Genomic DNA, 13,267 nt, shown 5'->3' with positions numbered 1-13,267 from the left:
TTGGGGGCGCCCGGGGGGCCGCTGTCCCGGGGGGGCCCCGCCGTGGCGCTGGCCGGGTTCTGGGCCTGCTGGCGGGGGCCGCCGCCACCGCCGCAGCCGGTGGCGCCGAGCACCACCGCGCCGAGGCCGAGTCCGAGCGCGCGCCTGCGGGTGAGGTTGTCGAAAGACATTTTGGTTCACTCCTGCCCGTGTGGTTGGGCTCGTTCTACATCGTTGGTTCCAACGTTGTAAACTGCCCGCGCCCGGTTCGTTACATCGTTGTAAAGCGGACGGGGGTAGGGTTCGCGTGGCGAAAGGGGCAGGGTGCGCCCGAGACTGAAGGACGTCGCGGAACTGGCCGGAGTTTCGATCAAGACCGTCTCCAACGTGGTCAACGACTACCCCCACGTGAGCAGCGAGACGCGGGCCAAGGTGGAGGCGGCGATCGCCGAACTCTCCTACCGGCCCAACCTCTCGGCGCGCAGCCTGCGCGCGGGCCGCTCCGGCGTCGTCGCGCTGGCCGTGCCCGACCTGGACAACGCCTACTTCGCCGAGCTGGCCACGCACGTGATCACCGCGGCCGACCGGCGCGGCTGGACCGTCCTCATCGACCAGACGCAGGGCGACCGCGCCAAGGAGCGCCTGGTCGTCTCCGGCATCCGCGACCACCTCATCGACGGGCTGCTGTTCAGCCCGCTCGCCCTGACCGGCCGCGACCTGGCCGGGCGCGACGACCGGACGCCGATGGTGTTACTCGGCGAGCGCATCGGGACCGGGCGCTCGCCGTACGACCACGTCGGCATCGACAACGTCGCCGCCGCGCGGGCGGCCACCCTGCACCTGGCCGGGCTCGGCAGGCGCAGGATCGCGGCGATCGGCGTGCAGCGCACCCCCTCCGGGGCGACCGGCCGCCTGCGGCTCAAGGGCTACCAGCAGGCGCTCGCCGAGACCGGGACGCCCGCGCCGGCCTCCCTGGTCGCCCAGGTCACCCGCTGGAGCCGGGCGGACGGCGCCGAGGCCATGGCCCACCTGCTCGCCGGCGAGATGCCCGACGCGGTCTTCTGCTTCAACGACACGCTCGCCCTGGGCGCGCTGCGGACACTGCTGTCACGGGGGTACGGGGTGCCGGACGACGTGATGGTGATGGGGTTCGACGACATCCAGGACGGGCGGTTCAGCACGCCCACGCTGTCGACCGTGGCGCCCGACAAGAGCCTGATCGCGGAGTCGGCGGTGGACCTGCTGGCGGGGCGGCTGGGCGGCGGCACGGACCGGCCGCGCGAGGTGTGCGTGCCGCACCGGCTGGCCTTCCGCGAGAGCACCGGCTGAGGCGAGCGTGCCCGGATCCGGGCCTTCGCGCAGATCGCGCACTTTGTCGGGGGTGAGGACCGCGAGGACCTCGTCACTGATCCGTACGTCCCGCATCACTGGAACGTACGACGAGATCCGCCCCGCCACCAGCGGCCTCCGCCACACGCCCGCCCCATCGGCCACGAGCGGGGCCTCGCCACGCTCCCGGTGAGGACGTGGCACCGGCGGGCGTACGGTTACATGAGACATGGCCTCGCCGACACTCGACCCCGAGCTCATCACGACGGCATGGCGGCGGCTGCGAGCCGGGCAGGGACCGTTCACCCCGCACCCGCCGCAGCCGATCGTCGACGCGCTCGTGGCCACCGTGCTGTCGCAGCACACGTCGGACATCAATTCAGGACGTGCGTTCGCCCAGCTCAAGGCCAGGTTCCCGACCTGGGAGCAGGTGGCGGACGCCCCCGCCGACGAGGTGGCCGACGCGATTCGCTGCGGCGGCATCGCCTACCAGAAGGCCCGCCGCATCCAGCGCATCCTGCTCACCGTCGAGGAGCGCGAGGGCGCCATCACCCTCGACCGCCTGAACGACCTCGGCGACGAGGCGGTGGAGTCCTACCTCACCTCACTGCCCGGCGTCGGCCCGAAGACGGCCGCGTGCGTGCTCGTGTTCTCGATGGGCAGGAACGCCTTCCCCGTCGACACGCACGTCCACCGCCTGGCCACCCGGCTCGGCTGGATCGCCGAGGGCACGACGGCCGAGCAGGCGCACCGGCTGCTCACCCCGTACGTGCCGCCGGAGATCCGCTACGACCTGCACGTCGCCCTGATCACCCACGGCCGCACCACCTGCCGGGCCCGTCAGCCGCTCTGCGGCGACTGCGCCTTGCAGGATCTGTGCCCGTCCTTGAGAGAATGTCCGCCATGATCGATCCGACCCCGAAGGCGACCCTCCACCGTTACCTCCGGAGCGCCCGCGAGTCCGTGCTGTGGAAGCTCGAGGGGCTTTCGGAGTACGACGTCCGCCGCCCGATGACACCGACCGGCACCAACCTGCTGGGCCTGGTCAAGCACCTGGCCGGCATGGAGCTGGGATACTTCGGCGAGACCTTCGACCGGCCGTCCGACGAGCCGCTGCCCTGGATGGCGGAGGACGCCGAGCCCAACGCGGACCTGTGGGCGACGGCCACGGAGTCACGCGAGCAGATCGTCGGCCTCTACCACCGGGCCTGCGCGCACGCGGACGCGACGATCGACGCGCTCACCCTGGAGTCGGCCGGCCGGGTGCCCTGGTGGCCCGCCGGCCGCGACACGGTGACGCTGCATCTGATCCTGACCCACATGATCGCGGAGACCAGTCGGCACGCCGGTCACGCGGACATCGTCCGCGAGTCGATCGACGGGGCCATCGGGATGCGCGCCGGCAACGACAACCTGCCGGCGGTGGACAAGGCCTGGTGGGAGGACTACCTGGGCCGCCTGGAACGCACGGCCCGCGAAGCCCCTGCCCCCTGACCCCGCTGCTCGGCCGTTCCTCAGCCGCGACGGACCTTGGCGTCGGGGACCGGCTCCCGCACCGCCCTGGGACCCTCCTCGCGCACCGCCCTGGGATTCTCCTCACGCGCTGCCCTGGGACCCTCCTCACGCGCCGTCTTGGGGCCGTCCTCACGCGCCGACCGCTTCCTGATCTCACCGAGCGCCGCACGGCTGGACCGGATGTCGGAGATCAGCACGTACGCGACCAGCAACAGCCCCAGGCACAGAGCGTCGGCCGCCCACCAGGGGATCTCGGCGAGCAGCAGATACCCCTCACCGTCACTCAGCGACCGGACCACGAACGTCACCACGGCCACCACGACGGTGACCATCAGCCAGCTCCGCAGCCGCGGCAGATCCCCCTTGTTCCACAGCCGGATCCGCCAGTTCATGTACACGGCCAGCACCCCGAGCAGCGCACAGAACCCGATCAGCCACCAGGGCAGCGCGAACGCCGTCTGCTCGGCGATCTGTGCCTGCGTGGTGCGCAGCTCGGCCTCGGCCTTCTGCTTGGCCTGCACGGCGGCGTCGAGCTGCCTCTCCAGCTGGGCGACGGTCTTCTGCTCGCGCGCGGGCTGCGCGGGGACGTCCGTCGGCAGCATCCGCGCCACCACGGTCAGCATGATCGCGACGAACGCCAGCGCCAGCACGATGGACATGAACAGATCGATGAAGCGCAGGTCGAGCGGCGGCGCGAACGACCTGACGGACCGCTTCCTCACGGCTGCCTCACCACCACGTATAGGTCCGGCCTGCTCACGGCTCCCTCACCAGCGTGTACTTGTGCGGCCGGCTCTCGGCGGCGCTCAGCCGCTCGACCGCGGTACGCAGCGCGTCCAGCCCCTTGACCAGTTCCTCGGTCCTGCCCCTGGACTGGGCCAGCTCCTGCGTGAGCCCGTTCATGGCCGGAGCCGCCTGCTTGGCAGGCAAGCGCGCGATGTAGATCAGGAACACCTCGTCCGCGGCCACCACGCTCGCCCGCTCAGCCCGCTCGACCAGCGCCATCACCCCGAACGCCACCACGCTCAGGAACAACGCGATCAACGTGACCCCGAACGCGGAGGCCAGCTCGGGCAGCACGTGCTGCTTGAGCGCGGTGATCAGCACGCCGGGATCGCCCTGACTGTCGAGGGCGTCGGAGAACGAGCTGACCATCGCCGCCATCGTCAGCGCCGTCCCGATGAACCCGAACACCGGCAGCGCCCAGATGAGCGCGTGGTCGAGGTGGTGCTTGTTGGCCATCTCGCTGTCGTCCAGCGCGGAGCGGGCGCTCAGCACCGCCTCGCAGTCGTTGCCCGCCTCGGCGGCCTCCCTGAACAGCTTGAGCCGCCGCGCCACCAGCGTGTCGTCGGCCACCTTCACCGCCTGCACGTTCGCCACGGCCCGCGCGGTCGCCGCGCTCTCCCGCCGGATGTCCGGTACGGCCCTGACGATCCTGAGAACGGCGGTCAGGAACACCGCGACGATGAGCGTGACCACCAGCTCCGCGGCGAACGGGGCCGTCGTCGCCCCCACGGCCTTCAGCACCGCCTCCACCGCTCCGGCCACCATCAGCAGCGCGGCGAGCACCAGGCTCACCGCAGGCGCGAAACCCGAATGACGCCAGTCGTACCTTGACACCCTGCAACCCCACTCCGGCACACAAATAGTCAGGGATCAACCTAAGCACACGTTAAGCAATCATTGGTGACGGTCAGCATCATCCGTTACAAACCTTGCGGACCGAGCGCGGGTGCCCGACCATCTGTCCGCGCGCCATTCCGGGCTCGGGTTCCCTTCCTGAGCTGCTTGATCAGGCGCGATCTCGTCACCTGCCCGTGCTCCTCACGCCGGCGGGGCGGCACTGCCGGGAAGGTCATCGGCCGGAAGCTGGAGGCCAGCTCATGTGGGGTGCGTCCGAGCCGATCCGCGAGAGGTCGGTGGCGATCGCGATGCCCCTTCTTGACACGGTGCCCCTGAGCTTCCAGGGCGGCGATCTCCTGATCACGGTGAAGACCTCGATGGAGATCGGCCAGCAAGCTTTGGAAATCGCCGCCAGAGTCATCGCCACCTGTCCGGTCGTCGAGGTGGCGTTGCTTAGCTACTCATCGGCCCGGACAGCACAGATCAGCCGGTCCAGTCGACCTGCTCGTTGTCACCGCAGAACAGGAAACCTCACTGCGCCGTGTGACGACCGCGACTTCATGACCACAGCCCTTCAGACAAGCCATCCCATCGAGCTGGTCACCGACATCTGACGCCATGGAAGTCATTGCTCGCCATGTCGGCTCATTGGTTGTCCTGTTCGCTTACAACCCGACAGTTGACCACCGTCGATTTTCATCTGATGCCGGAGTGATCGACGCACCGGCCGACGAAATCCCTCATCACCAGGCGGTCAACAGGGAAAGCGTGGGCGAAGCCCACGCCCGGTTAAAGCGTCCGGAGCGAAGCGGAGGCCCTTTGGCAGGGGACGCTCGAGCGGCAGCGAGGACCGCTCGGGGCGGGGAACAACGGTCAACCACCCAAAATGGGCAACGGGTGGGTGTGGGGTGGAGCTATGGGGATTCGAACCCCAGACCTCCTCCATGCCATGGAGGCGCGCTACCAACTGCGCCATAGCCCCGAGAACCGTCACTCACTCTATCGGACTCCAACCCCTCCCCAGCACACGCCCAAAAACCGCTCACGTTGAGTGAAAATCTTGCTACCGTCCGTGCCATGTCCGGCGTGGAGCACTACCCCCTGACCCCCCGTTGTGCCCGCATCCTCGCAGCTCGCGAGCACGCGCTGCTCGGCGTCAGCGCCCTCAACGGCTACTTCAGCATGTCCGTCATCCGCGAGACCGTACGGTGGGCGGTGCGGACGTTCGACCGGGTGGACGTGCTCGTGCCAGGCATGGAGCTGGCGGGCACGCTGGTGGCCCGGGGCTGGCCGCCGGCGAAGGCCGTGGCCAAGGCGCGGGCCGGCATCGGCAACACCCGTAACCGCGTCATCCGCGCGCTCGACGAGGCAGGCGCGGACAACGCGGGCGTCTTCGACTGGAACGAGCTGGAGAGCAACGTCGCCTACAAGCAGGCCAGGACGAACCTGGAGGAGTTGTTCGCCGGCGACGCCGTCTTCAGGGGGCACTGCCTGGACGCCGTGCGGCCCATCGTCGGCGTCGAGGAGCTGCCGCGCCATCGGGCCGAGAGCGCGCTGCCGTTCCTGCTGGCCGAGCTGCCGCTGGTTCTCGACACGCCCTCGCTGCTCGGGACCGCCTCGTCGCTGTTCTGCTATCCGCGGACCATGCCGATGGTCCGTGCCGTATACGCCGGTATGGCCACTGTCTTTCCCGCTACGAATCAGGGGTTTCTCTCCGTACGATTGACATAGGAACGCGCAGGTGGCGACGATGCGAACAACGGACTGTGTCGGTGTCGTCACCGGGGGTGTGCGATGGATCTACGTGCTCGGAACGCCGGTTGCGCCTTCGACACCAGCGACATGAACCACGACGGCTACCTCGATCACCGCGACATGCTCGTGGTCGCGTCCGCCCTCTGCGACCGGCTGGGGCTGGGTGATCCGTCGCCGCCGCGCGAGCGGATCAAGGACGCTTATGAGCAGGCCTGGCACTACGCCTGCCGCGCCATCGGCACGGAGACCGGCTGCCGGATCAGCCGCGAGGCGTATGTCCGGTACGCGCTGTCCCCCCGGCTCGACCGGACGAAGTTCGTCGCCCACGTCGTCTGGCCGATCACCGACGCGTTGTGGGACGCCCTGGACACCGACGGCGACGAGAAGCTGGACAAGGCCGAATATCTCCGGCTCTGGGCCGCGTACGACGTGGACGCGCACGCGGCCCGGGAGGCGTTCGAACGGTTGCGGGGCAGACGGGCCGAGCGGGTGTCGAAGGACGAGTTCGCCCAGGCCATCTACGACTTCTACTACCGGGGCGACGCCGCCGCCCCGATCCTGGGCCACTACTGACTCAGCCGACCGAGCGGGCCTTGCCGATGAGCCCGGCCAGCTCCGTCACCATCGGGTCCTCGGCCGCTCCGGCCAGTCGCCGGGCGTGCTCGCCCAGCGTGGGCAGGTCCAGCCCGAAGGCTTCCCGATCGCGCATGTAGACCGCGAACGCGGCGGCCACCACGTCGATCTGCAGCCTCATCGGCGCCTCGTCCCAGATCCCCCCGGTCAGCGCGGACACGTCCACCGCCTTGCTGGCCTCCGACGGGTTACGGGTGTCGGGATCCTGCCAGCGTACGGTGGCCTGAGCCAGTTGCCCCCTCGCGCCCGCCTTGAGGCGTACGGCGTAGAGCGCGGTCACCGAGTGGCCGGGCCCGATCTCACCGCCGTCGCGGCTGTCGTCGCGGAACTCCTCGGTGGACAGCGCCCGGTTCTCGTACCCGATGAGCCGGTACGACTCCACGACCGCCGGGTTGAACACGACCTGCGCCTTCGCGTCGCGCGCCCGCAGCTCGATCGTGGCGGGGAGCTGCGTGGCGAAGACCTTCTCCGCGTCCTCCTGCGTGCTGACGTAGACGGCCGCCCCGTCGCCGTTGTCGGCCAGCTGCTCCATCAGCTCGTCGCCGTAGTCCCTGCCGACGCCCACGGTCAGCAGCGCGACCTGGCGGCCCGCGTACTCCTTGACCCGGTCCAGGATGGACTGCCACTGGGTGCTGCCCTGGTTGGCCAGGCCGTCGGAGAGCAGGATGACCCGGTTGGTGGCGGCGGCGCGGAAGGCCTTGGCGGCCTCCTGGTAGCCGGAGACCAGGCCGGCCTCCAGGTTCGTGCCGCCCTGGACGGTGAGCCGGTCCACCGCCGCGTGCAGCTCGGAGCGCGCGGCCAGCGGCGTCATGGTGGCCTCGACCTTCGCCTCGTCGCTGAAGGACACGATGGAGACCTGGTCACCCGGCGCGAGCTGGTCGATCAGCGTGTGCAGCGCCTGCTTGACCAGGTCGAGCCGCCCCGTCTCGGCCATGGAGCCCGACACGTCGATGACGAACGTGAGGTTGGCGGGCCGCCGCGCCGCCGCGTCGGAGGCGCGGGTCTGCAGGCCGACGCGCAGGACGGCCTGGTCGCGCGAGGGCAGCTGGGCGCCGTCCACGTGGACGGCGAACCCGTCGTCGGCCGGCTGCGCGTAGTCCTGCCTGAAGGCGTTGACGAACTCCTCCGGCCGGATCTGCCCCGGCTCGGGCCAGCGGCCTTCTTCCAGCGTACGGCGGGCGTAGGTGTATGAGGCGGTGTCCACGTCCAGGGCGAAGGTGGAGATCTGCGCCGTGGACGTGTCCTTCTCGGCCTCCTTGGGCTCCTCGGGCTGGGCCGAGGCGGAGGCCGCGGACTCGGAACGGGTGTTGGACGTCGCCTTCGGCGCGGCTCCGGACGAAGCGGGCGCACGGGCGGCGGAGTCGTCGCTGGTGCCCCCGGGGCCCCCGCAGGCGGCCAGCACCAGGATCAGAGCGATCCCGACACTGATGATTAAAGGTCGAAATTTCATCGCAACCACCTCCAGGCCCTATGACGGCTCCTGGAAATGGCCTGGCCGGGCCGGTGACGCAAGCGAGCGCAAACCGCGATCAACGCGTGACCTCGTCACCAGTGCAGCAGGAGCAGCTCCGCCGAGAACCCCGGCCCCATGGCGAGGAGCACGGCGGGCCGCCCGGGAGGGCCGCCCGCCGACCCGGCGGTGGCGGCCATCGTCTCCTCCAGGACGTGCAGCACCGAGACCGACGACATGTTGCCGTGCTCGCGCAGTGACCGCCACGTGATGTCCAGCGCGGCCGGGTCCAGGCCCAGGGTCTTCACCACCGCGTCGATCACCTTGGGGCCGCCCGGGTGGCAGATCCACGCGCCGACCTGGTCCGGGGTGCAGCCGTTGCCGGCGAGGAAGTCCCTGATGTCGTCCGCGAGCACGCGCTCGACGAAGTGCGGCAGGGCGGCGTCCAGGACGAGCCGGAAGCCGTGCTCGCTCACCCGCCAGCCCATGAGGTCCCCGGTGTCCGGGTAGAGCTTGCTCCGGGTGGCGACCACCTCCGGCCCCGCGCCGCGCCCCGAGGCGACGACCGCCGCCGCGCCGTCGCCGAACAGGCCGCTGGCCACCAGGTTCGCGACGGACGTGTCGCCGCGCTGGATGGTCAGCGAGCACAGCTCCACGCAGACCAGCGCCGCGACCTGCTCGGGCCAGCCGCGCAGGTAGTCGTTCAGCCGCGCCACGCCGGACGCGCCCGCCGCGCAGCCCAGCCCGAACACCGGCACCCGCTTCACGTCCGGCCGCAGGCCGACGCGCCGGGCCAGCGACGCGTCCATGGACGGCGTGGCCAGGCCCGTGGTGGAGCAGTACACCAGGTGGTCCACCCTCCCCGGTGGCACGCCGGCCTTGTCCAGGGCCCCGCGCAGGGCCCGTTCGCCGAGGTCGAGGGCTATCTCGACATAGGCGTCATTGGCCCGGCCGAACGTGTCGAGGCCGGCGTAGTCGTCCAGCGGGAGCGCCAGGTTCCGTCGCTCGACGCCGGTGGCCCGGTGGAAGCGTTCGAGCTGGTCGTGGTCGGCGTCGGTGAGCCGCGAGAACGCTTCGGTGATCTCCGCCTGCGTGTAGCGGTGATCGGGCAAAACGGTCTGAACTCCCGAAATGTGCATATATCGCTACTGCCGCCTGAAAACGGCAGCTAACATGCGGCCATGCTGATGCCGTCGCGCACCCGGCCGCCGACCGTCGCCGTGCTCGCCTTCGACGGCATGTCACCGTTCGAGCTGGGCTGCGTGGTGGAGATCTTCGGGCTGCCGCGGCCCGAGCTCGACGTCCCCTGGTACGAGCTCAAGGTCTGCGCCGAGACGTACGAGCCGCTGCGGGCCGTCGGCGGATTCACCGTGCAGGCGGCGTACGGGCTCGACGACCTGGCCGCGGCCGGCACGGTCATCGTGCCCGGCGTGGCCGACGTGCGCGGCGAGGTCTCCGGCACGCTCGTCGCCGCGCTCAGGCACGCGCACGGGCGCGGCGCGCGGATGGTGTCGATCTGCTCCGGAGCGTTCGCCCTGGCCGCCGCCGGGCTGCTCGACGGGCGCGAGGCCACCACCCACTGGAAGTACGCCGACCTGCTCCAGCAGCGCTACCCGGACGTCACGGTCAATCCCTCGGTCCTGTACGTGGACGACGGCGACGTCCTGACCAGCGCGGGCAGCGCGGCCGGGCTCGACCTGCTGATCCACCTGATCCGCGGCGACCACGGCCCGAACGTCGCCAACGCCGTCGCCCGCCGCCTGGTCGTCGCGCCGCACCGCGAGGGCGGGCAGGCGCAGTTCATCCAGGCCGCGGTGACTCCCGTCGAGGCGGACGACGCGGTGGCCAGGGCCATGGCCTGGGCGATGGAGCACCTGGCCGGCTCCATCAGCGTCGCGGACCTGGCGCGGGTGGCGCACATGTCGCAGCGCTCGTTCATCAGGCACTTCAAGCGGCAGACCGGGACGACGCCGCTGCGGTGGGTGATCTCCCAGCGGGTGGCGGCCAGCCTGCCGATGCTGGAGGGCACGGCCGCGCCGGTGGAGGAGATCGGGGCGGCGGTGGGGTTCGAGAGCCCGGTGACGTTCCGGCACCACTTCGCGCGGGCCATGCGGACTTCGCCCTCGGCGTACCGGCGGGCGTTCAGCGGCTGACGCGGCCCCGCCCTAGCGGTGCAGCCGCCACAGTGACGTCACCTCGGCGGCGCGGGCGGCGCTCAGCGGATCGGTCCGGTCGGCGGCGCGGCGGTGGCGCGGCCGGGTGTCGAGCCGGTCGGCCACCCGCAGCCCCGCCCCGTCGAAGGCGGCCATCAGGTCGGCGCGGGAGCGCAGCCCGAGGTGTTCGGCCAGGTCGGACAGCACCAGCCAGCCCTCACCGGTCGGCTCCAGGTGATCACCCAGGCCGTCGAGGAAGGCCCGGAGCATCCGCCCGCCCGGGTCGTACACGGCCTGGTCCAGTGGCGACGACGGCTTGGCGGGCAGCCAGGGCGGGTTGCACACGACCAGCGGCGAGCGTCCCGGCGGGAACAGGTCGGCCTCCACCACCTCGGCCCTGCCCGTCAGGCCGAGCCGGGCGAGGTTGTCGCGGGCGCAGGCCACCGCGCGCGGGTCCAGGTCGGTGCCGACGACCCGCTCGACACCCCGCCTGGCCAGCACCGCGGCCAGCACGCCGGTGCCGGTGCCGACGTCGAACGCCAGCCGCGTGCCGGGCAGGGGCGCCCGCGCGACGAGGTCCACGTACTCCCCGCGGATCGGCGAGAACACCCCGTAGTGCGGAAATATCCGGCCCTTCAGCGCCGGGACCTCGACGCCCTTCTTGCGCCATTCGTACGCCCCGATGAGGCCGAGCAGCTCGCGCAACTGCCCCACCGCCGGGCCCGCCGCCCGCCCGTAGACCTGCTCGCACGCCTCCCGCACGTCGGGCGCCCGGCCCAGCGGGATGACGTGACCCTCGTCGTACGGGATCAGCAGCATGCCGAGCGTGCGCGCCCGCTGCCCCTGGGCCTGGCGGAAGCGGTGGAACGTGGCATCCGGCGCGGCGGGCCTGCAGCGGCGGGCCATCGCCCGCAGGAGCTGCCGGGCGTTCTGGAAGTCGCCGCGCCACAGCAGCGCGGTGCCCTCGCAGGCCAGGTGGTAGGCGGTGTCGGCCTTCATCCGGTCGTCGGCGACGAGCACCCGGACGGGCGGCGGGGCGCCCAGCACGGACCGCCACGGCACGGAACGTTCCTCGCCTTGCTCAGTCCAACTGATCATCAGACTGCCACCGTTTCACGGACGGCCACTCCCGGCCACCCGTTTTACCTACGCGGACGCGGCGAGCAGCCCTCTGACCAGCGCGCGCAGGCCGTCCTCATAGGTGTCGCGCACCGTCAGCTCGGCCCACCGCTCCCCCAGCTCCGCCAGCCGCGGCAGCGCCTGAGCGTCCAGGCCGGTGAACACCCTCTCCCGGAACGTCGGCCGCCCCTCCTCGCGCCGGCGCCGCGCGGCGTCCCTCGCGCTGATCTCCCCCGCCGTGTAGTGCCAGATGATCCGGTACGCGGCCACGGCCCGTTCCAGCGTCAGACCGGCGCGTACGGCGGCGTCGATGATCATCTCCGGGTACCAGAGCGCGCTCTCCGCGAACAGGTCGTCCGCCCTGAGCACCTCCACGACCCATGGCCAGCCCGACAGCGCCTCGCGCATCGCCATGGCCGCCGTCACCATGCGCTCGCCCGGCTCGTCCGGCAGCTGCGGCCTGGGCATCGCGGCGGCGTAGTCGTCGAGCAGCAGCAGGAGCAGCTCCTCCTTGTCGTGCACGTGGTGGTAGAGCGCCATCGGCGTGGCGCCCACCTCGCGGGCCAGCCTGCGCATGGTCAGGCTCCCCGTCCCCTCAGCCTCGATGAGGCGGTGGGCGGCGGACACGATGTCCGCCCGGGAGATCTTCGGTGGTCGTCCTGTGCGGGCCGGCATCCTGCCATGCTACTTTCTATACGTGTACAAAAACTCATCGAGGAGGAGACATCGTGAACGAGCGACTCGTCGCCATGGGCGATGAGCTGGTCAAGCTGCACGACGGGTTCCGGCGGCAGCTCGCGGACCTGCGTGACGGAAGGCGGACCGACCTGCGGGAGCACTGCCTGACGTTCTGCGACGCGCTGCACGAGCACCACACCGGGGAGGACGCCGTGCTGTTCCCGCACCTGGCGGGGACCGACCCCGAGCTGGCGGAGGTGCTGGCACGGCTGCGCTCGGAGCACCAGGTGGTGGCGCGGCTGCTCACCCGCATCAGGGAGCTGCTGGCCGGGGACGCTCCCGTGGCCGCGGAGCTCGACCGGCTCTCACGCGAGCTGGAGGCGCACCTGGACTACGAGGAGGAGCAACTGGTCCCGCTGCTCAACAAGATGACCACGTTCCCCGAGGGCCTTTAGGCCCTTGGGCGCCTTCAGAGCCTTGGGCACCTTCAGGGCCTTGGGCGCCTTCAGGGCCTGACCCGGAGCGCGTCGATCATCAGGGAGAAGTGCCGCCGCCACTGGCGCGGATCGGCCTCGGCCACCTTCGAGTTGGCCATCATGAACAACGCCAGATCGAGCGGGCCCACGTCCAGCCGCAACGCCCCCGCCGCCTGGGCCCGCTCCACGAGCTGGTAGATCATCCGGTTGATCGCGGCCCGCTCGTCCTGGTGCGACGCGCAGGACAGCTCGGTGAAGGCCCGGTCGGCCGCCTGCAGCTCGCACGTGCGCTCCAGGAAGCCCGCCAGCCCCTCCCACGGGTCCTCGGCGGCCAGCGAGCGCTCGGCCAGCTCGGCCCAGTCGCGCATCTTCTCGTCGAGAATCGCGTCGACCAGGTCGCCCCGCTCGGGAAAGTGCCGGTAGAGGGTGCCGATCGCCACGCCCGCCCGCTTGGCCACGGCTTCGAGCGGCGCGTCCACCCCGCGCTCGGCGAGCACGGCGCGGGCGGGCGCCACCAGCGCGTCGCGGTTGCGCTGGGCGTCACGGCGCATCATGCG

Annotated in this window: 15 protein-coding genes and 1 tRNA gene; 8 read left to right on the top strand and 8 right to left on the bottom strand. The window is 71.1% G+C overall.

The genetic code is table 11. From position 1 onward, the window contains the following. The first annotated feature begins 303 nt into the window (after positions 1–303). The 3 genes from KME77_RS06060 (at position 304) to KME77_RS06050 (ending at position 2,802) form a co-directional block, all read left to right on the top strand. A complete protein-coding gene (locus tag KME77_RS06060; protein WP_219462767.1) occupies positions 304–1,308 on the top strand; it encodes a LacI family DNA-binding transcriptional regulator in 1,005 nt (334 codons plus the stop codon). A 229-nt stretch (positions 1,309–1,537) separates the two neighbouring features. Beyond that, complete coding sequence (locus KME77_RS06055) at positions 1,538–2,215, top strand: endonuclease III domain-containing protein (RefSeq protein ID WP_219462765.1); 678 nt, start codon at positions 1,538–1,540, stop codon at positions 2,213–2,215. Continuing rightward, positions 2,212–2,802, top strand: a complete 591-nt coding sequence (locus KME77_RS06050) for a DinB family protein (RefSeq protein WP_219462762.1) — start codon at positions 2,212–2,214, stop codon at positions 2,800–2,802. Before KME77_RS06055 ends, KME77_RS06050 begins: the two co-directional genes overlap by 4 nt. A 20-nt stretch (positions 2,803–2,822) precedes the next feature. On the opposite strand, the gene KME77_RS06045 is transcribed toward KME77_RS06050, so the two are convergent. Then, on the bottom strand, positions 2,823–3,545 hold the full coding sequence (locus KME77_RS06045) for a hypothetical protein (RefSeq protein WP_219462760.1): 723 nt from the start codon (positions 3,543–3,545) through the stop codon (positions 2,823–2,825). A 34-nt stretch (positions 3,546–3,579) separates the two neighbouring features. Then, positions 3,580–4,401, bottom strand: a complete 822-nt coding sequence (locus KME77_RS06040) for a hypothetical protein (RefSeq protein ID WP_219462758.1) — start codon at positions 4,399–4,401, stop codon at positions 3,580–3,582. Positions 4,402–4,538: 137 nt separating this feature from the next. Here KME77_RS06040 and KME77_RS06035 point away from each other — a divergent pair, with 137 nt between their 5' ends. Then, a complete protein-coding gene (locus KME77_RS06035) occupies positions 4,539–5,060 on the top strand; it encodes a hypothetical protein (protein ID WP_219462756.1) in 522 nt (173 codons plus the stop codon). Positions 5,061–5,355: 295 nt separating this feature from the next. Here KME77_RS06035 and KME77_RS06030 read toward each other — a convergent pair. Then, positions 5,356–5,428, bottom strand: a tRNA-Ala gene (locus KME77_RS06030). Between the two features lie 95 nt (positions 5,429–5,523). Between KME77_RS06030 and KME77_RS06025 the strand changes: the two genes are divergently transcribed. Continuing rightward, positions 5,524–6,177 carry a tRNA-dependent cyclodipeptide synthase gene (locus KME77_RS06025; protein WP_219462755.1) on the top strand — a complete coding sequence of 218 codons (654 nt, stop codon included), beginning with the start codon at positions 5,524–5,526 and terminating at the stop codon, positions 6,175–6,177. Positions 6,178–6,240: 63 nt separating this feature from the next. Further along, positions 6,241–6,774: an EF-hand domain-containing protein gene (locus tag KME77_RS06020; protein ID WP_219462753.1), complete on the top strand. Its 534-nt coding sequence runs from the start codon at positions 6,241–6,243 to the stop codon at positions 6,772–6,774. A 1-nt stretch (position 6,775) separates the two neighbouring features. Here KME77_RS06020 and KME77_RS06015 read toward each other — a convergent pair whose 3' ends face one another. After that, positions 6,776–8,284 (bottom strand): vWA domain-containing protein, encoded by a 1,509-nt coding sequence (locus KME77_RS06015; RefSeq protein WP_219462751.1) that lies wholly within the window; start codon positions 8,282–8,284, stop codon positions 6,776–6,778. Between the two features lie 95 nt (positions 8,285–8,379). After that, positions 8,380–9,396, bottom strand: a complete 1,017-nt coding sequence (locus KME77_RS06010; protein ID WP_246609243.1) for a type III polyketide synthase — start codon at positions 9,394–9,396, stop codon at positions 8,380–8,382. A 69-nt stretch (positions 9,397–9,465) separates the two neighbouring features. Between KME77_RS06010 and KME77_RS06005 the strand changes: the two genes are divergently transcribed. Further along, positions 9,466–10,437: a helix-turn-helix domain-containing protein gene (locus tag KME77_RS06005; protein ID WP_219462746.1), complete on the top strand. Its 972-nt coding sequence runs from the start codon at positions 9,466–9,468 to the stop codon at positions 10,435–10,437. 12 nt (positions 10,438–10,449) lie between these two features. Here the strand turns inward: KME77_RS06005 and KME77_RS06000 are convergent, their stop codons facing one another. Both KME77_RS06000 and KME77_RS05995 read right to left on the bottom strand, forming a co-directional pair. Beyond that, complete coding sequence (locus KME77_RS06000; protein ID WP_219462745.1) at positions 10,450–11,535, bottom strand: methyltransferase; 1,086 nt, start codon at positions 11,533–11,535, stop codon at positions 10,450–10,452. A 48-nt stretch (positions 11,536–11,583) separates the two neighbouring features. Further along, positions 11,584–12,231, bottom strand: coding sequence for a TetR/AcrR family transcriptional regulator (locus KME77_RS05995; RefSeq protein ID WP_219462744.1), 648 nt, complete (start codon positions 12,229–12,231; stop codon positions 11,584–11,586). Between the two features lie 53 nt (positions 12,232–12,284). On the opposite strand from KME77_RS05995, the gene KME77_RS05990 reads away from it, so the two are divergent. Then, the gene (locus KME77_RS05990; protein WP_308250569.1) at positions 12,285–12,689 is read left to right on the top strand and encodes a hemerythrin domain-containing protein; all 405 of its coding nucleotides are present in this window, start codon (positions 12,285–12,287) and stop codon (positions 12,687–12,689) included. Positions 12,690–12,739: 50 nt separating this feature from the next. On the opposite strand, the gene KME77_RS05985 is transcribed toward KME77_RS05990, so the two are convergent. Continuing rightward, positions 12,740–13,267, bottom strand: a 528-nt coding sequence (locus tag KME77_RS05985) for a TetR/AcrR family transcriptional regulator (RefSeq protein ID WP_219462743.1), incomplete at its 5' end; no start/stop codon positions are given.

The organism is Nonomuraea rhizosphaerae (assembly GCF_019396405.1).
Lineage (GTDB): Bacteria > Actinomycetota > Actinomycetes > Streptosporangiales > Streptosporangiaceae > Nonomuraea > Nonomuraea rhizosphaerae.
The sequence above is the reverse complement of the archived record's forward strand: the minus strand, read 5'-3'. Positions and strand labels throughout refer to the sequence as shown.

Coding starts and splice junctions, on each gene's coding strand:
- KME77_RS06050 (WP_219462762.1), top strand. CDS start 2,212: ATGATCGATCCGACCCCGAAGGCGACCCTCCACCGTTACCTCCGGAGC.
- KME77_RS06055 (WP_219462765.1), top strand. CDS start 1,538: ATGGCCTCGCCGACACTCGACCCCGAGCTCATCACGACGGCATGGCGG.
- KME77_RS06005 (WP_219462746.1), top strand. CDS start 9,466: ATGCTGATGCCGTCGCGCACCCGGCCGCCGACCGTCGCCGTGCTCGCC.
- KME77_RS06025 (WP_219462755.1), top strand. CDS start 5,524: ATGTCCGGCGTGGAGCACTACCCCCTGACCCCCCGTTGTGCCCGCATC.
- KME77_RS05995 (WP_219462744.1), bottom strand. CDS start 12,231: ATGCCGGCCCGCACAGGACGACCACCGAAGATCTCCCGGGCGGACATC.
- KME77_RS06000 (WP_219462745.1), bottom strand. CDS start 11,535: ATGATCAGTTGGACTGAGCAAGGCGAGGAACGTTCCGTGCCGTGGCGG.
- KME77_RS06020 (WP_219462753.1), top strand. CDS start 6,241: ATGGATCTACGTGCTCGGAACGCCGGTTGCGCCTTCGACACCAGCGAC.
- KME77_RS06015 (WP_219462751.1), bottom strand. CDS start 8,284: ATGAAATTTCGACCTTTAATCATCAGTGTCGGGATCGCTCTGATCCTG.